A 20,633-nucleotide genomic window follows, 5' to 3' on the forward strand; every position below is an offset into this window, starting at 1 on the left:
GGCTGCGGGAAGCCGTTCGTGCCGCCAGAATACATCCTGCCGGCGGCAGAATTCGGACCCCTTAGCCCTTGTTCTGCTCGATATAGTCGATCGCGTCCTTGACGGTGCTGATCTTCTCGGCGGCGTCGTCCGGAATCTCGACCCCGAACTCTTCCTCAAAGGCCATGACCAGCTCGACGATGTCGAGGCTGTCGGCTCCGAGATCGTCGATGAAGCTCGCGTCCTCGGTGACCTTGTCCTGCTCGACACCAAGATGTTCGACGACGATCTTCTTCACCCGATCGGCAGTCTCGCTCATGGAACCTTCCTCCGTTTTGTCTAATTTTGGCCAGCCCTAGCCCCGCAGTCTTATTCCGGCAAGTAGCGCAAATCGGGGTTCCGCTATCGGCCGTGAACGCTACGTAAAGCCAAGATTGAGGTCCTGAACGCGTGAATGCTCCAAATGCCTCACGTCCCCTGACGAATGGCGAGGTCAAGCTCGCGCGTTCGATCTTCGGCGATGCCATTGATTATGCGGCGGTTCGCCTGATTCGGCGCAAGTGGTGGCCATTGCAGCCGAGGAGCGTCGTCATGGCTCCTACCGGGAACATTCACTTCCACCCGGATGGCGACTTGTGGTCGGAGGACTTCAGTAAGGAGCCCCTGCACCGACAGGGCCTGTTCGTTCACGAACTGACACACGTCTGGCAGGCACAGAAGCGAGGCCGGTTCTACCTGCCGCTGATGCGCCATCCCTTCTGCCGATACCGCTATGAAATCGAACTGGGCCGCCGGTTCGAGGACTATGGACTGGAACAACAGGCGGAGATCGTCCGCCATCGCTTTCTGGCCGACCGAGGGTGGGTCGCGCCCGTCTGTCCGCCTGTCGAATTGCTTCCGTTTTCGGGAGAAATCGGTCTGTAGCGCGAGAGCAACACCAGCGTGACAAAGCTGGAGCGAAAGCATGGGCGCGCTTCCAATGACGCCCGTTCAGAATAATCATTACGCGTTCAGTACAGTTTCGCGCGACCAAAGGGGCTTTCATGCGCAACACCGCTCTTTTGCTGCTCGGCACCGCCGTCGCAGCTCTTTCGACACCTTCGTTCGCCCAATCGACGGAGGAGCAGACCGCCCAGTCTGCAAATCAGCCTGAAGCGGCGCCAGCGAGCGGGGACGAGATCATCGTGACCGCAACGAAGCGCGCGTCGCGTGTGCAGGACGTCCCGTTCTCGATCAACGCGCAGACCCAGGAAGACATTCAGCGCGCCAACGCGCAGTCGATTGAGGACATCAGCCGCAACGTCGCGGGCCTAACGGTCCAGAACCTCGGGCCTGGCCAGAGCCAGGTGTCCGTCCGCGGCGTTTCTGCAGGTCAGATCGCTCGCGACCAGCCGGGCGTGAAGGAGCAGGTCGGAATCTATCTCGACGAGACGATCACGTCCCTCTCGCTCTTCACTCCTGATTTCGACCTGTATGATTTGAACCGCGTGGAGACCCTCCGCGGACCGCAGGGCACCCTGTTCGGAGCCGGCAGCGTCGGCGGCACGATCCGCTACATTACCAATCAGCCAACCGTTGACCGCATCGAAGGCTCCATTGAAAGCGACGTGAACGTCCTGAAGGGCGGCGACTTCGGCTATGGTCTCAAGGGTGCAGTGAACCTTCCGCTCGGTGATACCGCGGCGGTCCGCGTGGTCGGCTACGGTACGCACTTCGGCGGCTTCATCGATTCCGTCGGTCCGTACAGCAAGGACAACGTCAACGACGGCGACCGCGTCGGCGGCCGAGTGTCGGTGCTCTTCCAGCCGGCCCCGGAACTGAAGATCACGCCGCGCATCGCGTACCAGAAGGTCGAGGCCGGCGGCTTCAACCGCGAGGATCACTACATCCTCTTCGACAACCAGTTCACCACGACGGGCGGCGACCTGATCGGAAAGCGCACGCAATATCTGAACTTCCGCGAGAAGTTCCGCGACAAGACGCTGCTCGCTGACCTCGTCGCAAGCTACGATTTCGGCCCTGCCGAACTGACGTCCGTGACCAGTTACGTCCATCGCGACATCCTGGTGAGCCGCGACGCTTCCGCGCTCACGGACTCGGTCACCATCAACCCGTTCGTCCTTGCCCTAGGAATGAACCCAGCGGCCATTCCGCTCTTCTCGAACCTTCGGGATACGACGAAGCTGAAGCAGTTTACCCAGGAATTGCGCATCGCTTCGACAGGGGCGGGACCGTTCCAATGGGTGTTCGGCGGCTTCTATTCCAAGGTCGACCGCAAGTATGCCCAGCGTCTCCCGACCCCGGGATATGACGCGTATGTCGATGCAGCGTTGGGCACGGGAACCTCGGCTGCCGTTGCGAACGGCTTCCCGGCGGACTCGCCTTACAACGCCGACATTCCTTACGACATCAAGCAGCGCGCGCTGTTCGGCGAAGTCAGCTATGACTTCGGTCAGTTCAAGCTGACCGGCGGCGGCCGCTACTACAACTTCAAGGAAGAGCGCGACTTTGTTTCCGGCGGCATCTTTTCGGACGTCAACACCAACCTTGGTGATCGCACGAAATCGGACGGTTTCTCCCCGCGGGTGATTGCGACCTGGGAACCGACGAACAATTTCAGCGTGAACATCCAGGCCGCGAAGGGCTTCCGCCTGGGCGGCATCAATGACCCGATCAACGTTCCGCTCTGCTCACCTGCCGACCTTGCCACGTTCGGCGGGCTTGGCGCTTATGACGATGAGACGCTTTGGAATTACGAAGCCGGCGTCAAATATTCGAAGAACGGCATCACCTTTAATTCGGCCATCTTCCACAACGAGATCCGCGATCTGCAGGTGACGCTGACTGCAGGAAGCTGCTCGTCTCGCGTGGTCTTCAACGTTCCGAAGGCCCACTCGACCGGCATCGAAGCGGAGTTCTCCGCGAACCCGCTTCCGGGCCTCGAGTTCTCGATCAACGGTAACTACCAGAACGCAGAATTCGATTCGACCGTGGTGGGCGGAAGTCCGGTTGCTCCGATCGGCGGGATCGAAAAGGGCAACCGCCTGCCGACGGTCCCCAAATTCCAGATCGCGGCATCGGCGACCTACGGCCTGCCGATCAGCGATACGATGGACTGGTCGATCACCGGCAGCGTGCAGCACATCGGCAACCGCTTCGGCGAGCCTGGCGACCAGGTTTCCGGTGCCGGCCTTGTCGGCAATGCCTTGTTCTATGATCCGGTCACCGGCGCTTACGGCACCGGCGTCAACGACATCGGCTCCCTGCGCTTGCCGTCGTACACAATCGCCAACCTGTCGATGAACCTGAACCTGGCCAGCGGGCTCGAATTCACGGTCTATGCGAAGAACCTGTTCGACGAAAATCCGAAGCTTTCGATCGACCGCGAGCGCGGTCTTCGCGCGCGCTTCGGATATTTGATCGGCCAGCCTCGAACGATCGGACTGACGGCGCGGTACAAGTTCCGCCAGGTCGACGCACCACCGCCCCTCCGCCGCCCCACCCCCGCCGCCTCCGCCGCCGCCGGCGACGCAGACTTGCGCGGATGGGTCGGTCATCCTGGCGACGGACGCTTGCCCGGTTCCGCCGCCGCCTCCGCCGCCGCCGCCGGCGCCGGAACGCGGTTGATCGCAGTATGAGTAGCGGCAAGTCGAAAGCCTCGCCGCACTTGCATGTCACGCGCCGCTCGCTCCTAAAGGGGCGGGCGGCGCTGCCGTTCTGGCTGCGGGGAGCTCGTCGATGGCAAAGGGGAAAAGCGAGCGCGTAATCGTCCTCGGCGCCGGCGTGTTCGGGGCCTGGACGGCGCATCACCTCCAGAATGCGGGCCACAAGGTGACCCTGATCGACGCCTGGGGCGCCTCCCATAGCCGCGCGTCGTCGGGCGGGGAGTCGCGGCTGACCCGGGCGGGCTACGGCAAGGATGCCATCTACACGCGGTTCGCGACCGAGAGCCTCGGGCAGTGGCAAGCATTGAGCGCAGTCTCGGGCCTGCCGATCCTGATCCCCTGCGGCGTCGTCTTCTTCTCCGCTGTGGAGGACGATTACTTCCGCAGCAGTATCGAGGTTCACAAACAGCTCGGCCTGCCCATCGAGCAGATGGACCGCGCCGCGATGCAGCGCCGATTCCCGATGATTGATTTCGAAGGAATCGAGATCGGCCTGTTCGAGCCGAAATTCGGAGCGCTAATGGCCCGCCGCTCGGTCCAGACCCTGGTCGACCGGTTCGTGCGCGCTGGGGGCGAATATCGTCTAGGGCAGGCAAAGCCCATTCAGGGTGATGAGACGCTAAAGACGGTAAAGCTGCAGTCAGGCGAGGATCTGTCCGCCGACCGCTTCGTTTTCGCGCTCGGGCCGTGGTTGCCGAAGATCTTTCCGGACGTGCTTGGAAAGAAGATCTTCGCGACGCGGCAGGAGGTATTCTATTTCGCCAAGCCGGCGGGAGACAAAAGCTATTCGCCCGAAGCAATGCCGGGCTGGGCGGATTTCAATGCCGGTGACATCTTCTACGGCTTCCCCGACCTAGAGAACCGCGGGGTCAAGTTCGCGCATGACCAGCATGGCGTCCTGATCGACCCGGATACGCAGGACCGGCGGCCGACACAGGCGGCGCTGAACGAAGTCGTTGCCTTCCGTGATCGCCGCTTTCCGGGCCTACGCGGCGCTCCGCTGACTGGTGCGGAGGTCTGCCAGTACGAGAACAGCTCCAACGGCGACTTCTTGATCGACATGCACCCCAGCATGCCGAACGTGCTGCTGGTGGGCGGCGGCTCAGGCCACGGGTTCAAGCACGGGCCGGAAGTCGGCCGCTATGCCGCTGCCCGCCTGTTCGGAGCCGTGAAGGAAGAACCGCGCTTCAGCCTCGCCACCAAGGGCGAAACCCAGCACCGCGAGGTTCATTAGTCCGGCTTCTTCGCCACCCCCACGAGCGCAGGCCGAAGCAATCGGTCCTTGAGCATGTAGCCGGGCTGCATCTCCTGGACGATCGACCCCGGCTCTGCATCGGCGCTGGGGATTTCCATCATCGCCTGATGCTTGTTCGGGTCGAGCGGCTCGCCCATCGCCTCTATGCGGGTCACGCCGTGACGGGTGAACACCTGGTCCAGCTCTCGCGCAGTCGACTCAATGCCCGCGAGGAAATTGCTCGCCACCTTGTCGTTGCGCAGCTCTTCGGAGACTGCGTTCAGCGCGCGCTCCAAATGATCCTTGATCGCCAGCATGTCGCGGGCGAATTGGGTGGTTGCATAAAGACCAGCCTGCTGCTTCTCGGTCTCCAGTCGCCGGCGAACGTTCTGGATTTCCGCGGCAGCATAGAGCGCCTTGCTGTTGGCCTCCTCAAGTTGCCTTTCGAACTCCGCCACGCGGTCATGCTCGGCAACTTCGGGAGCGCCTTGAGCGGTTTCGCGACGAATGTCCTCCGCCTCGTTTTCGTACCTGTCTTCGTTCTCAATCATGCCATCAATCTCGTAAGGGCCTTGGCCGTGAAGTCTACCATTGGGATGACTCGGGCATAGTTCAAGCGCGTGGGCCCGATGACTCCGACAACGCCAACGACGTCACCCTGGCTCCCGCGATAGGGGCGGCGATGACGGAAGAGCCTGACAAAGCGAACATCCTGTTTTCGCTTCCGATGAAGATCCGGCAACCTGGAGCATCGCGTGCACCTTCCAGCACCCGAGCAATTTCCTGCCTGTTCTCAAGCTCTTCCAGCAAGCTGCGGACGCGTTCGAGGTCGGCGGCTGCTTCATCGTCGATCAGGTTGGCCTGCCCGCGAACGATCAGCACGGGCCGACGCTGATGATCCTCGCTCCACGCCGCCAGCCCCGAAGCAATGAGTGACGCAGCGGCATGGTCGAGCGCTTCCCGCCGATCGCGGATTTCCGCCAGCAAGCGCGCTTGCGCCTCCGCGAGCGTCATTCCCGCCAGGTTAGCATTGACGAAGTTAGTGACCTCGTTGAGCGCATCGGCGCTGGTCGCTCCGTCGAGATTGACGACGCGGTTCTCGATATTGCCGTCCGCGCCGACGAGAACCGCAAGGGCGCGGTCCGGCCCAAGCGGCACGAGGCCAAGCTGCTTCAACCGCATCTCGCTTTTGGGTGCGAGCACGACGCCCGCGGCCTGAGAAAGGCCGGACAGCGCTGCGGAAGCAGCCGCAAGCGCATCCTCGATTGGCTGGTCACGAACGATCTGACGTTCGATCTCGCGCCGCTCGCGAGGATCGGGTGCAGCGACCTGCATGATGCCATCGACGAACAGCCGAAGGCCGATTTCCGTCGGGATTCGTCCGGCGGAGGTGTGCGGATGCGTCAGCAGGCCCCGTTCCTCCAGGTCCTGCATCACGCCACGGATCGACGCCGGCGAGAGGTTGACGGTCCCGGTCAGCGCCTTGGAGCCGACCGGAATACCGCGCTCGAGATAGGCCTCGACCACGTGGCCGAAGATCTCGCGCATGCGATTGCTGAGATCGCCGATATGCTCTGCCATAGGCGCCGATGTATGAAGCCGGCGCGCCGACCTCAACGTTCTTGTGTCGCAGGGCGCGTTTCGACGGGCGCCACAGCCTTGGCAGCATCCTCAACGATCCGGTCGGCGGCAAAGACGGCTGCGCCGAGTTCGGCATCGCGGCCCTTCTCGCAATTGCCGTCGAACGGGAGTGACTGCTCGCCCGACCCGTCATTCCACCGGAACGTGCCGTAAGGACCGTCGGTGCGGCGCAGATCGCAGTGTTCGGGCTGGGCGAGCACTTCCCGGATGCGGACGACCGCAGCGGCCAGTTCCTCTCTTGCGGCCGGTGTCAGCGTCAGCCGACGAAACTCGATCGTCGTATTTGCCGGGTCCTTGCCCGGTTGTCCTCCAGACGAGAATTCGACCCGACCGTCGGCGTCCACGCTCCAGCTCCGCAGGGTCACCCCCACGATTTCACATCGGCGGCAACCGATTGGAGTTTGTGCGGCGTCGAACTGCTTTCGGCGGAGGGCGTCGGCGCACACGACACCAGAAATGCACTTCCGAGATAAATGAGCGAGCGCATGGCTTGTCCCCGGTTGAATGATTCCTCTGGCATCCATATGGCCGCCGCAAATCCAAGACGAGAGGAATCACATGCGCCCAAGCGGCCGCGCACCCGACCAGATGCGAGCACTGAGCTTCGAACCCGGCTTCACGCGTCATGCGGAGGGCTCGTGCCTCGTCTCGTTCGGCGACACCCGCGTGCTGGTTACGGCATCGGTCGAGGACAAGGTTCCACCCTTCCTTCGCGGCAAGGGCCAAGGCTGGGTCACGGCCGAATATGGGATGCTCCCGCGCGCGACCCATACCCGCGGCAATCGAGAGGCCGCCAAGGGCAAGCAGTCGGGGCGCACGCAGGAGATCCAGCGCCTGATCGGTCGTTCGCTGCGGGCAGTGGTCGACCTGAAGGCGCTCGGCGAGCGGCAGATCATCGTCGACTGTGACGTGATCCAGGCGGACGGAGGAACGCGGACGGCATCCATTTCGGGTGCTTGGGTCGCGCTTCGGATTGCGGTCGACAAGTTGCTCGCATCGAAGGCGATCGAGAAAGATCCAATCCGTATGCAGGTCGCAGCAGTGAGCTGCGGCATCCACCAGGGCAACGCGGTGCTGGACCTCGACTATGAGGAAGACAGCTCGGCCGGGTCGGACGGCAATTTCGTCCTGACGTCCGACGGCTCGATCGTCGAAGCACAGGTGACGGCCGAGGGCGAAACCTACGACGAAGAGGGATTGCTGAGACTGCTACGGCTCGCACGCATAGGCTGCGGGGATATCTTCGAGGCGCAGCGCAAGGCGACGGGCAAGTGAGGCCGATCGGCGACAAGCTCGTCATCGCCACTCATAATGCGGGCAAACTGCGCGAGATTGCGGCGCTGATCGAGCCGCTCGGCATCCAATGCTTCAGCGCGAAAGAGCTCGACCTGCCGGAGCCGGAAGAGATCGGGAATACCTTCGCCGACAATGCCGACCTGAAGGCGCGTGAGGCGGCAGACCTGTCGGGCCTTCCGGCGTTGGCGGACGACAGCGGGTTGTGCGTCGATGCGCTTCATGGCGCTCCTGGCATCTTTTCAGCACGCTGGGCTGAGGACGAAGAGGGCAACCGCGACTGGATGCGTGCGATGGACCGAGTCTGGCGGGAGTGCGAGGCGACCGAGCCCGACGCTGCTCCGGCAGCGCATTTCGTCTGCGCGCTGGCAATCGCCTGGCCGAACGATGGACAGGCCGAGAATTTCGAGGGTCGTGTCGACGGGACGCTGACCTGGCCACCACGGGGAGAAAAGGGCTTCGGCTACGACCCGATCTTCGTGCCAGCGGGACACGAACTGACGTTCGGCGAGATGGAGCCCGACGACAAGCACCGCATGAGCCATCGCGCGGAAGCCTTCCGAAAGCTGGTAGAAGCGTTGCAGTGACTGCCGAGCCACTGGCTCTCTACGTCCACTGGCCGTTCTGCGTCAGCAAATGCCCTTACTGCGATTTCAACAGTCACGTCCGATCGGGCGTCGACCAGAATGAGTGGCGTGAAGCACTCCTCGCCGACCTCGCACATGAAGCGCGGCTGCTGCCCGGCAGGACGCTGACGTCGATCTTCTTCGGTGGCGGTACCCCCTCCCTAATGGAACCGAAGACGGTCGGAGACATCATCCGCAGCGCGCGCCAGAACTGGGATGCATCCGACGACATCGAAATCACTCTCGAAGCGAACCCGAACTCCGTCGAAGCAGACCGCTTCGCAGATCTCGCCTCCGCGGGCGTCAATCGTCTGTCGCTGGGATTGCAGAGCTTCGAAGATGAGAAGCTCGCCTTTCTCGGGCGTGCACACTCGGCGGCCGAAGGGCAGCGGGCGCTCGACCTTGCCCAAGAGCATTTCGAGCGAGTGAGCTTCGACCTGATCTACGCCCTGCCCGGCGAGACCCAGGCAGACTGGTCCGCCACCCTCGACCGAGCACTCTCGAGGGCACGTCGCATCTGTCGCTCTATCAGCTGACGATTGAGCCCGGGACGCGCTTCGCGTCGATGGTTGCGAAATCAGAATTTAAGCCGCTGGATTCCGATGAGGCCGCCGAACTCTACGAGGTCACCGCATCGCGAACGCAGGCGGCCGGCATCCCGAGCTACGAAGTCAGCAATTACGCTCGCGCCGGGCACGAGAGCCGGCATAATCTCACCTACTGGCGCTATGGCGACTACGCGGGGATCGGGCCCGGAGCGCATGGGCGGCGCTTGGGCCAGCGCACTGCCCGTCATCGAAAGCCGGAAAACTTCCTGTCGGGATTGAAGCGGAACGGCCACGGCATCGTCGAAGAGGAACCGCTGGAGCCTTCCGAGGCGGCCGACGAGGCGCTGGTCATGGGGCTTCGACTATCGGAGGGCATCGAGCCCGAAAGACTGTCTCTCCGCTTCGGCAGACTGGTGTTCGATCATCGCGCCGTCGAGCGACTTATCGAGAGCGGTCACCTGGAGCAGCACGGTGCGCGTTTGCGTGCCACCCCGCGGGGCGGCTCGTGCTCGATCGCGTTCTCGCGGAGATTGCGGCTACGTGACCTATTTCGGCGCGTCTGCCGCGTAGTGATCGGAAGCCGTCGCGACAAAGTCCTCCACCTGCGCTTCGGCGTTGGACTCCGACTCCTTTTTCGACATCTTGTTCTTGGAATCGAAGGCCCAGATCGCGGACTTAAATCCGGATTCCTGCGCCGAGCATTTCTGCCGTGCGAAGGCTGAAAATGCGTCCGTGGCCACCTTCTGGTCCTTGGCCTCGGCCGACGCTTGCTTGAGGCAAGCGCGGAACGCGGTGCGTGCATCATTGGCCGCTGCGGTCTGGAACGCCGCCGCCCAGATTGCGGACGACACGAACAAAACGATCATGACCCTCTCCCAGAGCCTTAAGAGATCGGAGGATGACTCTTTTCCTTCGCCTTTGGAAGTGACTTGCTTGAAGGGTTGCCGGGTTGGCACATCGGGTGCCATTCACGACTGCGAATGACCGAAGATCGCCTTCCGCCCGGCCTCTATATCGTCGCGACCCCCATTGGGAATTTGGGAGACCTCTCGCCGCGAGCAGCGAACACGCTTCGGGGCGCGGATCTGGTGCTCGCGGAAGACAAGAGGGTGACCGCGAAATTACTGTCGCACACGGGCGCCAGGACACGACTCGCAAATTACAACGATCACACGAGCGAGGCGGAGCGGAATGCGATCGTCGCGCGGCTTGGATCGGAGGCGATCGCGCTCGTCAGTGATGCCGGGACCCCGCTCATTTCAGACCCCGGCTACAAGCTCGTTCGCGCTGCCCGGGAGGCCGGTCATGACGTGCACACCGTTCCTGGCCCGTCTGCGGTGATCGCAGCACTCACCCTCGCTGGGCTGCCGACCGACCGGTTCCTGTTCGCAGGCTTTCTCCCGTCCAAGGCGAAGGCGCGCACCGACGCGATCGAGGAAGTTTCCACCATTCGCGCAACCTTGGTCTTCTTCGAAAGCGGTCCGCGCCTGGCCGACGCAATCGCCGCCCTGCGTGAAGGGCTGGGAGATCGCGAGGCCGCCGTCGTGCGCGAAATCAGCAAGCTCCACGAGGAAACGGTCACCGGCTCCCTTGCGGACCTTGTTGAGCGTTACGCAGACAAACCTCCGAAGGGCGAGATCGTTATCGTCGTGGGTCCCCCACCCGAGCGCTCCGAAGCAAGCGATGAAGAACTCGATCTCGCCCTCGACGAAGCTCTCAGGACTCAATCGCCATCGCGCGCGGCCGCCGAAGTCGCTTCATTGCTGAATGTCCCCAAGAAGCGCGCCTACGCACGCGCCCTCGAACGCTCGAAGTGAATCGCGAAGCGGCCGAGAAACGTGGCCGCAGTGCCGAGACGATTGCCTGCTGGTGGCTGCGCCTCCGTGGCTGGCGAATCCTCGCGCGAAGGGCCCGCGTGCCCGGCGGCGAGGTCGACATCATCGCGCGGCGTGGGCGGACGCTGGCGTTCGTCGAGGTCAAAGCTCGAGCGACCGAGCAGGCCGCAGCAATGTCGCTCGATCCCTGGCGAATTCGTCGCGTCGTCGTTGCCGCCGAGCGGCTGGCGCCTCGCTTCCAAAAGCCCGGTGACGACATTCGGATCGACGCGATCTACGTCGTGCCGGGCCGCCTGCCGCGCCATGCCCCGAACATTTGGCAAGGGTGACAAAGGCCTGAGCCTCGCCTAGTCGGCGGCAATGTCGCTGCGCGTCGCCGTTCAGATGGACCCGCTGGAGAGCATCAATATCTCCGGCGATTCGACGTTCGCGATCATGCTTGGAGCGCAGCAGCGCGGGCACACGCTTTACCACTACCTCGCCGAAGACCTGACCTGGCAGGACGGCCGCCTGTACGCCGGCGCGCACGAAGTCACAGTGCAGCCGGTCGCTGGTGCTCACTTCAAGCGCGGCGAGTTCGTGATCCTCGACCTCGGCCGGGACGTGGACGTAGTTCTGATGCGGCAGGATCCGCCCTTCGACCTTGGCTACATCACCGCGACCCATCTGCTTGAGCGGATCAAGGACGAGACCTTGGTGGTCAACGATCCGACCGCCGTCCGGAATTCTCCCGAAAAGGTCTGGGTTCTCGACTTCGCCCGGTTCATGCCGCCGACAATGGTGACGCGCTCGATCGGCGCCGCTCGCGAGTTCCTGAAGACGCATGGCGACATCGTGGTGAAGCCGCTCCACGGCTTTGCCGGCGGCTCCGTCTTCCGCATCGGAGCCGATGGTCGCAACCTCGCCTCGCTGATGGAGCTGTTCAACCGCACCTACCGCGAGCCGCACGTCGTCCAGAAATTTCTCCCGGAGATCTCCGAGGGCGACAAGAGAATCGTCATTGTCGACGGCGAAGTGGCCGGCGCGGTCAACCGCGTGCCCGGCGCCGGTGAAATCCGTTCCAACCTCGCGGTCGGCGGCAAGGGACAAAAAACGGAACTGACAGCTGAGGAACTCGAAATCTGCGCCGTGCTCGGCCCGGAGCTCAAGCGGCGCGGTCTCCTTTTCGTCGGGATCGATGTCATTGGCGGCAAGTGGCTGACGGAGATCAACGTCACATCGCCCACCGGCATCGTCGCAATCGACAAGTTTAACGGTACCGATACCCCTGCGCGCATATGGGATGCGATCGAGGCACGTCTCGAGGCACGGCGGAGCGCGTGATCCTATGAATGACTGGGTCATCCGCCTGATCGAGCAATCGGGCTACCTCGGAGTCGGCTTCCTGATGTTCCTGGAAACCGTTTTCCCTCCGATCCCTTCGGAAGTGATCATGCCGGTCGCGGGGATGGCTGCTGCCGAGGGCACGCTGAGCTATTGGCTGGTCGTCGCCAGCGGCACCGCGGGCGCGATGCTTGGAAACATTGTCTGGTACCTGGCCGCTCGCGCGCTTGGCGTGAACCGCCTGGAGCCGATCATCCGCAAGCACGGACGTTGGGTGACGATGACCTGGCCCGAAGTCGAGAGGGCCCAGGTCTGGTTTCGCCGCAACGGCGTCTTCTTCGTCTTCCTCGGGCGGCTGCTTCCGACGGTCCGCTCGCTAGTCTCGGTTCCGGCCGGCCTCCTGAAGATGCGGTTCAAGACCTTCTTCATCGCCTCTACACTGGGGACGGCGGGCTGGACTGCCCTGCTCGCGACGGCTGGTTACAAGCTGAAAGAGAATTTCAGCGAGATCGACCAATATGTTGGCACCGCGTCCAACGCGATCCTTGCCGTTCTCGTCGTCGGCTACCTCTGGCGGCTGTGGAATCATCGCCATGCGGAATCCGGCGAATAGGCGTTGCAAGTCGCACCGCCGCTCGCCAGCCTAAGGGGGTGAGCGGCAAGACCGTCCTGATCCTCGGTTCCTACGCGCCATCGCTGGTGCATTTTAGAGGCGAACTGATCGCGGCGATCGCGCAGCGAGGCCACAGAGTCGTCGCCGCGGCACCGCAGATTTCGGCCGAAATCGCCGAGCAGCTTCGGGACCGCGGAGCGGAGCCGCGGGAACTTTCGCTAGTCAACGCCAGCCTCAATCCGTTCGCCATGTTGCAATCCTTCCGAGATGTGCGGCGCCTGATCCGCGATGTCGGACCGGATGTCTTGATCGCATATACGATCAACTTCCCAATCAGCCCGTAACGCCCGGTTCCAGCAACCGTTCGACAAAGGGAGACAGGCATGGGCAAGGGCGAAATCACGAAGGCACTCATAGGAGCGATGCTCCTCGCCGCGCCCGCGACCGGCTTTACGCAGACCGGCTGGGTGCCTGGCGCAGAGATCACCGGGCAGTCGGTCCAGGTCGAAACCAACGGAGTCACCAACACCGTCTTCTTCGACCCCGGCGGAGTAGCGCGGATCCAGACTCCTCGCGGCATCATGGTCCCCGGGAGCTGGGCCACCGCAAACGGGCAACTTTGCCTGACGACGGGCGGAGCGCAGGAATGCTGGCCCTACGCGCAGCCTTTCAAGGCCGGTCAGCAAGTCACGCTGACCAGCAGCTGCAACGCGGCATCGCGCTGGACTGCACTCGGCACAAACCAGGCAGCTCCCGAGCAGGCACGCGCCGGCGAGCGCGGTTAAGACTGCGCTAGTTTACGGGCGCGAGTAGCGCGAATTTCGGGATGTCGACATCGAACGCCCCGCCATCCTCATCGACCATCCGATAAGACCCGCCATCGACCCCGTCGGCGTATCCAGCGGGCATCCGGAAACATAATCAAAGCTCCCGTCGGGAGCGATCAGCGGCATTTCTCCGACGACGCCTTCGCCGTGGACCTCGTGAACGCCGCCGCGGCCGTCCGTGATCGTCCAGCTGCGCGAAAGGAGCTGGACGGAGCGGCTGCCGCCGTTCTCGATGCGGACGTGATAGGACCAGAACCAGCGGTTGATCGAAGGATCCGACTGCTCGGCGAGGAAGCTGACCGCGACGCGCACTGTGATGCCGTTCGTCGTCGCGACGTTCGAAAACAGCATCGCGAGTGTGTCGAGACCGGTCACACGCTTGAGCTAATGCAGCTTGGCCGGGCAAACAACGCCTAGATCCCGCCGGCGCGAAGAATTCGCCCGACCAGTCTCGATCGCGCTTCCCCCAGACCCGAAACACGGCCCGTAAGGATGTCGCGGGACAGGAAATGACCGCTAAGCACAAGCCCGTCGCGGATGTCCTCCCAGCTCGCCGGACCGCCTTCACGAACAAATCTTGGCAAGATGAGCAGCTTGCCCGCATACGGCTCTGCCTCGGCCGCGCTGACCGCCCGCCCCGAACCTGGACTGACCGCGACGAGGCCGTCGTTCGACCCGGTTACCGCGCAAGTCTCAAGATCGAGGCCGAACCCCAATTCCGCCAGCAAGAGCAGCTCGTAGCGGACCAGCAGACTTGACCAGCCAAGCGCGGAAGGAGCGGCTTCGATCAGCGCAAGAAGGGCGTCCAGCGCATCGTAGAGGCGCGGATAGGGCTGTCCCTCGGGAAGCGCGGCTGCGGTCAGCGCCGTAACCCAGTCGATCGCCGCCGCCGGAAGCGGTTCGGTGATCAGTGGTGCGCGGCTGTGTTCCAATTCCACTTCGGCATGGGCGAGCTGTTCCTCGGTCCGCGACCGCAGCCGCGCCTGTACCAGGTTCCCGGGCACCAGCACCGGCCGCATCCGCCGGCCGCGAGCGCCGCGCACGTATGCTGCCTGCAATCCATCCTTCGGCGTCATCAGCCGAACGACCGCGCCATGCTCCGCATGCGTTCTCAATGCGCAGACGATGGCAGGCGTATCGATGTTCACGCGTCAGCCGGCCGGATGAAAATAATCGTAGAGCTGCCGCGCCATTGTCCTGCTGATGCCGGGTGCGCGCTCGAGGTCCTCCAGCGCAGCCCCCTTGACCGCTCGGCGGTGCCGAAGTGCATGAGCAAGGCGCGTTTGCGGCTCGGGCCGATGCCAGGGACATCATCCAGCGTCGACGTCGTCAGGCTCTTCGCACGCTTCGCGCGATGCGTGCCGATGGCGAACCGATGCGCCTCGTCCCGCAGGCGCTGGATGTAGAACAGCAGGGCCGAGTTCGGGGCAAGGTGATCTCACGCCCACCTGGGAAGTGAAATACCTCGCGGCCCTCGCGCCCGTGATGCGGGCCTTTGGCGACACCGACGACAGGCACGTCGTGAACGCCGGCATCCTCCATGACTTCACAGACTGCGGATAGCTGTCCCTTGCCGCCGTCGATCAAGAGCAGGTCGGGCCATTCGCCGCTCTGCCGGTCAGGATCCTCCTTCTCCAGCCGGGCGAAGCGCCGCTCCAGCACTTCACGCATCATCGCATAGTCGTCGCCCGGCTGCGTCTCGGCCCGCTTGATGTTGAACTTGCGGTAGCTGTTCTTGCGGAACCCTTCCGGCCGGCGACGATCATCGCACCGGTCGCGTTGGTGCCCATGATGTGGCTGTTGTCGTAAACTTCGATGCGCTTGGGGATGTCGGCCAGCTCGAACGTGTCGGCAAGCTCGCGCAGGATTTTGCCCTGCGTCGTGGTCTCCGCGAGCCGGCGATCCAGGGCTTCCTCGGCGTTGCGACGGGCTTGGTCGAGTAGCTTCTTGCGGTCGCCGCGCTTGGGAATTTCGATGGCAATGCGGCGCCCTGCCCGCTCCGACAGCGCTTCTTCCAGCACTTCGAAGTCGGCCAGCTCGCGATCGACCAGGATGCGCTTGGGTGGCGGCATGTCCTCGTAGAACTGGACCAGGAAACTCGACATGACCTCCTCTTCCGGGACGTCGCTGGTGTGCGCCGGAAAGAAAGCGCGGTGTCCCCAATTCTGGCCGCCACGGATGAAAAAGCCCTGGATCGACACGGTTCCCGCCTTGCAGGCCAGCGCGAACACGTCCGCATCGCCGAGACCCTCCGCGTGCACGGTCTGTGAGCCCTGGATGTAAGTCAGCGCCCGCAGCCGGTCGCGGTAAACGGCGGCCAGTTCATAATCCTGCTTCTCGGCGGCTGCCGCCATCTGCTTCGAAAGGCGCGCCTGGACGCCCGTCGACTTGCCGGAGAGAAAGTTCTTCGCGTCCTCGACCAGCTCACCATAGTCGGTTTCGCTGATCCGGCCGACGCAAGGCGCCGAGCAGCGCTTGATCTGATAGAGCAAGCACGGCCTGGATCGATTCTCGAAATAGCTGTCCGAGCAGCTCCGCAGCAGAAACAGTTTCTGCAACGCGTTGAGCGTTCGGGTGACGGATCCGGCGCTGGCGAACGGTCCGAAATACTGACCCTTCGTCCGCCTAGCGCCGCGATGCTTCTGGACCCGGGGGAACGCGTGATCCTCACGGAGCAGGATGAAGGGGAAGCTTTTGTCATCGCGAAGAAGGACGTTGTAGGCGGGCCGGAAACGCTTGATCAGCTGCGCCTCCAGCAGCAGCGCCTCGGCCTCGGTTCGTGTCGTGACAATGGTCATCGACCGCGTCTGCGCGACCATCCGCTGCAGCCGTTTCGGAAGGCGAGCCACCTGCGTGTAGTTCGTGACCCGGTTCCGTAGCGCGCGCGCCTTGCCGACGTAGAGCACGTCGCCCCGAGCATCCTGCATCCGGTAGACGCCTGGTCGGACCGGGAGGGTCTTCAAAACCTCGCGGATTGCTGCGACGCCTTTTTCGAGGTCCGGCTGGTCAGCTCCTCGAACGGCATACGTCGCCTGGTCCTCATTGAAGCGTTCGGCCGCGCCGGGATGCTCAGGTCGATCGGCGGGCGTGCGATTCATGTTTCCGACTTAGTGCGTGACCTCTCCGCTTGCGAGGGCATCGTTGGCGGACGCGGTGGCAAGCCCTTGCACCGACAGCCTGCGGTTCGGCGCGGCCTCGAGCGCTCTGCTGAACGCCGCTGCGGCCTCGGCTTTCCTGCCGTCGGCGAGGAGCTCCTCTCCGAGCATTTCGGCGCTTGGCTTGGCAAGTACTGGCGGCCCGAACGGAACCGGCAATCGGGATTCGGCAGCAGCGGCTTCGCGTAGGAGCCGCAGACCTTTCTCGCGCTCGCCTCGCGAGAGCGCGACGGCGGCCTCGCCTTGGGCGATTGCGCGGTCGAACCACGGTAGCGATTCGTCGTCGTCGGGCCATTCTGTCTTGATCGCGGCGGCGATGGACTCTCGCTGGGCCTTCATTTTTCCCAGCGCAGTTTCGGCCCGAGCAGGCGATCTTCTTGCAGCAAGCAGGTCCGCATAGGCCAGCGTGAACCGTGCAACCGCCAGTTTATCGCCGACTGGCAAAGCGGTAGCTGGCCAGCGACCGGTATCCACACCGTGGCGCGTGGCGATCTGCGCCCAGTTGGTGATCAGGTTCCGAGAACCACCTAGAACCGACTTGTCGGCGACGGACGACTGATCGCCCAACGCTTCCGCCTTGCACGCATCGACCAGCGTCTGGCTGTCCTTACCCTGCTGGTCGAGCGCGTAGGCGAGCCATTCATTGTAGTGCCCGCACGACGTCGCGGGCTTCCCTTGCGCCGCGCGCTGGCCGTTGACGACCGCCATCGCCTGCCGGTTGGCAAGTTCGACTTGCGGCCAACGTCCAAGGGCCAAATAGATGTGCGACACCATGTGCTGGGCATGACCTGCATCGGGCGCAACGAGCGCATATCGGCTGGCCGCACGTTCTCCGAGCGGCGCATGGGCCGGGTCATCGTACGTGTGGATCAGGTAATGAACGACGCCGGGGTGATCGGGGTGAGCTGGAAAGGCCTCCTCGAGCAAGGCCGCGGCCTGCATATAGAGCCCGATGTCGCGCCCGTTATGGGCCGTGCCCATGATCGACAAAGCGTAGAAGGATCGCGCGTCGATGTCGTTCGGGTCGGCGTCGAACACGACCTTCATCCTGTCGGCGTAGGCGAAGTCCCGCTCGTATTTGGAACCGTTGCCGTACAAGGCCTCGACCGCGTCGAGCCACTGCGCTTCGCGAGGGCTCCTCGCCTTTGCCTTGCGAGCGGCGGGCGTTGGACCAAGGCGCGTGAGTACCGCGCGCGCCGCCGCCGCATCCTGTTCGGCCCAGAGCGGGTGGTTGTAAGTCATCGCTTCGCCCCAATAGGCGAGCACGAAATCAGGATCGGCAGCCTGGGCCGCGCGAAATGCTTCCTCCGCGGACGAATACTCAAAGTTGTGGAGCAGCGCGAGGCCGCGGAGAAAAGGCGCCTGCGCAGCGGCATTGCCCTCGTTTTTCATCTTCACCGAGCCGACTCTTGCGGAATTCGTCGAGGACGCCGCGTGCTCGTGCTGAGCAAGACCAGGAGACGCGGCAATAAGCAATGCCGCGCCTGCAAGCAGAATTATTCGCATCGGCGCCCCCTTTAGATCGCAGGCTAGTTGCCGACCGACCGAAGGGCAAATCGCCTAAGCGGCGGCGCGCGCTTGCTCCGCTTCCTCGAGCATCCATTCGACCGCCGCACGGGCGTGAATGGCAGCGGTGTCGTAGACCGGAAGGACGTTGGCGCGCGTGTCGACGGCGAGCGCCAGCTCGGTGCAGCCGAGGACGACGGCCTGAGCCTTGTGCTTGGCGAGCTCGGTCATCAGCGTCTTGAGCTTGCGCTGACTGTCGCGGACCACGCGTCCTCGGGCAAGTTCCTCAAAGATAATCCGGTCAACTTCGGCGATCCACGCGGGATCGATCGTAACGAGATCGATGCCGCGCGATTCAAGGCGACTGCGGACGTATGGCTCTGTCATGGTGAAGCGCGTGCCGAGCAAGGCGACGCGCCCGATGCGATCCGCCGCGAGCCTATCGCCGGTCGGATCGGCGATGTGCAACACCGGAATGTCGACGTTTGCGGCGACGGCGTCATAAACCTTGTGTGTCGTGTTGCAGGCCATCAGCATGCCTCGGCGCCGGCTGCCTGGAGGCGTTGTGCAGCGTCGATGTTGAGCTTGGCGACGCCGTCCCAATCGTTAGCATCCTCGAGCGCGATCAGGTCCGCAAAGTCGACGCTTTCAAGCACCAGCCTCGCACTGTGGAAGCCGCCGAGCCGCTGGGCGACCGCGCGGTTGATGTGATTGTAATATAATGCGGTCGACGACCAGCTCGTCCCGCCGATGATTCCCAGCTTGCGCAAAGCCGCTGCCCTTCCCCACTATCTTGAATGGAGCAGACGCGACACCTGGCTCCCGTTGACGATTTGCCGTCGGAAAACCAAGCTTGGCAAGACGTAAATTACTGATTTACCGGAAAATTAATCGGGGTGCGGCCAGCAGTTCTTGCCGCGAGTCAGCCGATGTTCTTGACGATCTCTTCCACCATCTTCTTGGCGTCGGCGAGCAGCATCATCGTGTTGTCGCGGTAGAACAGCTCATTGTCGACGCCGGCATAACCGACGCCGCCCATCGAGCGCTTCACGAACAGTACCGTGCGGGCCTTTTCCACGTCGAGAACCGGCATGCCGTAGATCGGCGAGCTCTTATCCGTCTTCGCCGCCGGATTGGTGACGTCGTTGGCGCCGATAACGAAGGCGACATCGGTCTGGGCGAACTCGCTGTTGATGTCCTCCAATTCGAACACCTCGTCGTAAGGCACGTTGGCCTCGGCCAGCAGAACGTTCATGTGGCCGGGCATACGGCCCGCGACCGGGTGGATGGCGTATTTGACGCGAACACCCTGCTCCTTGAGCAGGTCCGCCATCTCACGGAGCGCATGCTGCGCCTGGCTGACGGCCATGCCGTAGCCCGGAACGATGATGACCTGGTCGGCCTGGCTCATCAGGAAAGCCGCGTCCTCGGCCGAACCCCGCTTGTACGGACGGTCGATGACTTCGCCGCCGCCAGCCGCCGCAGAATCCCCGCCGAAGCCGCCGGCGATGACCGAGATGAAGCTGCGGTTCATCGCACGGCACATGATGTAGCTGAGAATCGCGCCCGAACTGCCGACGAGCGCACCGGTGATGATCATCGCACTGTTGTGGAGCGTGAAGCCCATCGCCGCCGCGGCCCAACCCGAATAGCTGTTCAGCATCGAGATCACGACGGGCATATCGGCGCCGCCGATGGGAACGATCAGAAGGAAACCGATGGCGAAGGCAAGCGCCATCACCAGCCAGAAATCCATCGGCGATTGCGAATGCCAGAAGCCAAACGAGAAGAAGGCAATCGCCACGACGATGGCGAGATTGATCCAGTGCCGCGCGGGAAGGAGGATCGGCTTCCCGCTCATATTTCCATTGAGCTTGAGGAAGGCGATCACCGAGCCGGAGAAGGTGATGGCGCCAATGGCCACGCCGAGGATCATCTCGATACGACTTGGCCCGAGGATGGCACCCGCAGAATCAACGATGCCGAATGCTGAAGGGTTCAGGAATGCCGCGGCACCGACGAGCACTGCCGCCATGCCGACAAGGCTGTGAAACGCCGCCACCAACTGCGGCATCGCCGTCATCTGGATCTTCCGGGCGGTTACGAGACCGATCGCGCCCCTACCATCACAGCCGCAAGAATCTGGCCTGCGACGGCCCAATCGACGTTTAGATTGTGCAGATACTCGTCAGGAGCTGTACCGCTTATGCGGGGCGCATGAACGACAATCGTCGTGACCACCGCGATCAGCATGCCGATCATTCCTGCGCGATTACCTCTGCGGCTGCTTTCCGGGCTCGACAGCCCTCTTAGCGCGAGGATGAAGCAAACGCCGGAGATGAGATAGGCGAGAAGCACCCAGGCGGGAGTGGCGTGTGCGGCCTCCAC

Annotated in this window: 19 protein-coding genes and 5 pseudogenes; 12 read left to right on the forward strand and 12 right to left on the reverse strand. The window is 63.3% G+C overall.

Annotation, left to right across the window (positions count from 1 at the left end):
* Window positions 1–61: 61 nt before the first annotated feature.
* Window positions 62–298, reverse strand: a complete 237-nt coding sequence (locus tag H9L15_RS00290) for an acyl carrier protein (RefSeq protein WP_187714785.1) — start codon at window positions 296–298, stop codon at window positions 62–64.
* Window positions 299–429: 131 nt separating this feature from the next.
* On the opposite strand from H9L15_RS00290, the gene H9L15_RS16450 reads away from it, so the two are divergent.
* The 3 genes from H9L15_RS16450 to H9L15_RS00305 all read left to right on the forward strand — a co-directional run bounded on the left by H9L15_RS16450 (window position 430) and on the right by H9L15_RS00305 (window position 4,878).
* Window positions 430–903: a vgr related protein gene (locus H9L15_RS16450; RefSeq protein WP_223276351.1), complete on the forward strand. Its 474-nt coding sequence runs from the start codon at window positions 430–432 to the stop codon at window positions 901–903.
* A 119-nt stretch (window positions 904–1,022) separates the two neighbouring features.
* Window positions 1,023–3,617: a TonB-dependent receptor gene (locus H9L15_RS00300; RefSeq protein WP_223276352.1), complete on the forward strand. Its 2,595-nt coding sequence runs from the start codon at window positions 1,023–1,025 to the stop codon at window positions 3,615–3,617.
* Window positions 3,618–3,717: 100 nt separating this feature from the next.
* Window positions 3,718–4,878 carry an FAD-dependent oxidoreductase gene (locus H9L15_RS00305; RefSeq protein ID WP_187714787.1) on the forward strand — a complete coding sequence of 387 codons (1,161 nt, stop codon included), beginning with the start codon at window positions 3,718–3,720 and terminating at the stop codon, window positions 4,876–4,878.
* Here the strand turns inward: H9L15_RS00305 and grpE are convergent.
* The 3 genes and pseudogenes from grpE to H9L15_RS00320 all read right to left on the reverse strand — a co-directional run bounded on the left by grpE (window position 4,875) and on the right by H9L15_RS00320 (window position 6,863).
* Complete coding sequence (gene grpE, locus H9L15_RS00310) at window positions 4,875–5,429, reverse strand: nucleotide exchange factor GrpE (protein ID WP_187714788.1); 555 nt, start codon at window positions 5,427–5,429, stop codon at window positions 4,875–4,877. The two genes, H9L15_RS00305 and grpE, sit on opposite strands and share 4 nt — an antisense overlap.
* Window positions 5,426–6,459, reverse strand: a pseudogene (hrcA, locus tag H9L15_RS00315) (heat-inducible transcriptional repressor HrcA). The gene grpE and the pseudogene hrcA overlap by 4 nt, the downstream one beginning before the upstream one ends.
* A gap of 32 nt (window positions 6,460–6,491) precedes the next feature.
* Window positions 6,492–6,863, reverse strand: coding sequence for a hypothetical protein (locus H9L15_RS00320; protein ID WP_187714789.1), 372 nt, complete (start codon window positions 6,861–6,863; stop codon window positions 6,492–6,494).
* Between the two features lie 214 nt (window positions 6,864–7,077).
* On the opposite strand from H9L15_RS00320, the gene rph reads away from it, so the two are divergent.
* The 3 genes and pseudogenes from rph (at window position 7,078) to hemW (ending at window position 9,530) form a co-directional block, all read left to right on the forward strand.
* Window positions 7,078–7,794: a ribonuclease PH gene (gene rph / locus H9L15_RS00325; RefSeq protein WP_187714790.1), complete on the forward strand. Its 717-nt coding sequence runs from the start codon at window positions 7,078–7,080 to the stop codon at window positions 7,792–7,794.
* Window positions 7,791–8,399, forward strand: coding sequence for an RdgB/HAM1 family non-canonical purine NTP pyrophosphatase (gene rdgB / locus H9L15_RS00330; protein WP_223276353.1), 609 nt, complete (start codon window positions 7,791–7,793; stop codon window positions 8,397–8,399). Before rph ends, rdgB begins: the two co-directional genes overlap by 4 nt.
* A pseudogene (gene hemW, locus H9L15_RS00335) lies at window positions 8,396–9,530 on the forward strand (radical SAM family heme chaperone HemW). The gene rdgB and the pseudogene hemW overlap by 4 nt, the downstream one beginning before the upstream one ends.
* Before the next feature lies 1 nt (window position 9,531).
* Here hemW and H9L15_RS00340 read toward each other — a convergent pair.
* The gene (locus tag H9L15_RS00340; RefSeq protein WP_187714791.1) at window positions 9,532–9,852 is read right to left on the reverse strand and encodes a hypothetical protein; all 321 of its coding nucleotides are present in this window, start codon (window positions 9,850–9,852) and stop codon (window positions 9,532–9,534) included.
* Window positions 9,853–9,966: 114 nt separating this feature from the next.
* Between H9L15_RS00340 and rsmI the strand changes: the two genes are divergently transcribed.
* The 6 genes from rsmI to H9L15_RS00370 are packed head-to-tail and all read left to right on the forward strand — an operon-like array spanning window position 9,967 to window position 13,542.
* Window positions 9,967–10,803 carry a 16S rRNA (cytidine(1402)-2'-O)-methyltransferase gene (rsmI, locus tag H9L15_RS00345; protein WP_187714792.1) on the forward strand — a complete coding sequence of 279 codons (837 nt, stop codon included), beginning with the start codon at window positions 9,967–9,969 and terminating at the stop codon, window positions 10,801–10,803.
* The gene (locus H9L15_RS00350; RefSeq protein WP_187714793.1) at window positions 10,800–11,150 is read left to right on the forward strand and encodes a YraN family protein; all 351 of its coding nucleotides are present in this window, start codon (window positions 10,800–10,802) and stop codon (window positions 11,148–11,150) included. Before rsmI ends, H9L15_RS00350 begins: the two co-directional genes overlap by 4 nt.
* A gap of 31 nt (window positions 11,151–11,181) precedes the next feature.
* Window positions 11,182–12,144, forward strand: a complete 963-nt coding sequence (gshB, locus tag H9L15_RS00355) for a glutathione synthase (RefSeq protein ID WP_187714794.1) — start codon at window positions 11,182–11,184, stop codon at window positions 12,142–12,144.
* Between the two features lie 4 nt (window positions 12,145–12,148).
* Window positions 12,149–12,757, forward strand: a complete 609-nt coding sequence (locus H9L15_RS00360; protein ID WP_187714795.1) for a DedA family protein — start codon at window positions 12,149–12,151, stop codon at window positions 12,755–12,757.
* Between the two features lie 38 nt (window positions 12,758–12,795).
* The gene (locus tag H9L15_RS00365) at window positions 12,796–13,101 is read left to right on the forward strand and encodes a glycosyltransferase (protein ID WP_187714796.1); all 306 of its coding nucleotides are present in this window, start codon (window positions 12,796–12,798) and stop codon (window positions 13,099–13,101) included.
* Window positions 13,102–13,140: 39 nt separating this feature from the next.
* Window positions 13,141–13,542: a hypothetical protein gene (locus H9L15_RS00370; protein WP_187714797.1), complete on the forward strand. Its 402-nt coding sequence runs from the start codon at window positions 13,141–13,143 to the stop codon at window positions 13,540–13,542.
* 7 nt (window positions 13,543–13,549) lie between these two features.
* On the opposite strand, the pseudogene apaG reads toward H9L15_RS00370, so the two are convergent.
* From apaG to H9L15_RS00400, 7 genes and pseudogenes are all read right to left on the reverse strand, one after another.
* Window positions 13,550–13,935, reverse strand: a pseudogene (apaG, locus tag H9L15_RS00375) (Co2+/Mg2+ efflux protein ApaG).
* 62 nt (window positions 13,936–13,997) lie between these two features.
* Entirely contained in the window at window positions 13,998–14,732 is a 735-nt protein-coding gene (gene recO / locus H9L15_RS00380; protein WP_187714798.1) for a DNA repair protein RecO, read from the reverse strand.
* A 181-nt stretch (window positions 14,733–14,913) separates the two neighbouring features.
* Window positions 14,914–16,682 (reverse strand): annotated as a pseudogene (gene uvrC, locus H9L15_RS00385) (excinuclease ABC subunit UvrC).
* A gap of 9 nt (window positions 16,683–16,691) precedes the next feature.
* Entirely contained in the window at window positions 16,692–18,137 is a 1,446-nt protein-coding gene (locus H9L15_RS00390; protein ID WP_187714799.1) for a tetratricopeptide repeat protein, read from the reverse strand.
* Window positions 18,138–18,299: 162 nt separating this feature from the next.
* The gene (locus H9L15_RS00395; RefSeq protein ID WP_223276354.1) at window positions 18,300–18,782 is read right to left on the reverse strand and encodes an aspartate/glutamate racemase family protein; all 483 of its coding nucleotides are present in this window, start codon (window positions 18,780–18,782) and stop codon (window positions 18,300–18,302) included.
* Window positions 18,776–19,015, reverse strand: coding sequence for an aspartate/glutamate racemase family protein (locus H9L15_RS16455; RefSeq protein WP_223276355.1), 240 nt, complete (start codon window positions 19,013–19,015; stop codon window positions 18,776–18,778). The genes H9L15_RS00395 and H9L15_RS16455 overlap by 7 nt, the downstream gene beginning before the upstream one ends.
* Window positions 19,016–19,167: 152 nt before the next feature.
* Window positions 19,168–20,633 (reverse strand): annotated as a pseudogene (locus H9L15_RS00400) (NAD(P)(+) transhydrogenase (Re/Si-specific) subunit beta).

The organism is Sphingomonas daechungensis (assembly GCF_014489495.1).
Lineage (GTDB): Bacteria > Pseudomonadota > Alphaproteobacteria > Sphingomonadales > Sphingomonadaceae > Sphingomicrobium > Sphingomicrobium daechungense.

Excerpts from the sequence above, each read along its gene's own strand:
- H9L15_RS00290 (WP_187714785.1), bottom strand. The coding sequence starts at position 298 with ATGAGCGAGACTGCCGATCGGGTGAAGAAGATCGTCGTCGAACATCTT.
- H9L15_RS00300 (WP_223276352.1), top strand. The coding sequence starts at position 1,023 with ATGCGCAACACCGCTCTTTTGCTGCTCGGCACCGCCGTCGCAGCTCTT.
- H9L15_RS00305 (WP_187714787.1), top strand. The coding sequence starts at position 3,718 with ATGGCAAAGGGGAAAAGCGAGCGCGTAATCGTCCTCGGCGCCGGCGTG.
- grpE (WP_187714788.1), bottom strand. The coding sequence starts at position 5,429 with ATGATTGAGAACGAAGACAGGTACGAAAACGAGGCGGAGGACATTCGT.
- rph (WP_187714790.1), top strand. The coding sequence starts at position 7,078 with ATGCGCCCAAGCGGCCGCGCACCCGACCAGATGCGAGCACTGAGCTTC.
- H9L15_RS00340 (WP_187714791.1), bottom strand. The coding sequence starts at position 9,852 with ATGATCGTTTTGTTCGTGTCGTCCGCAATCTGGGCGGCGGCGTTCCAG.
- rsmI (WP_187714792.1), top strand. The coding sequence starts at position 9,967 with ATGACCGAAGATCGCCTTCCGCCCGGCCTCTATATCGTCGCGACCCCC.
- gshB (WP_187714794.1), top strand. The coding sequence starts at position 11,182 with ATGTCGCTGCGCGTCGCCGTTCAGATGGACCCGCTGGAGAGCATCAAT.
- H9L15_RS00360 (WP_187714795.1), top strand. The coding sequence starts at position 12,149 with ATGAATGACTGGGTCATCCGCCTGATCGAGCAATCGGGCTACCTCGGA.
- H9L15_RS00370 (WP_187714797.1), top strand. The coding sequence starts at position 13,141 with ATGGGCAAGGGCGAAATCACGAAGGCACTCATAGGAGCGATGCTCCTC.
- H9L15_RS00395 (WP_223276354.1), bottom strand. The coding sequence starts at position 18,782 with ATGCTGATGGCCTGCAACACGACACACAAGGTTTATGACGCCGTCGCC.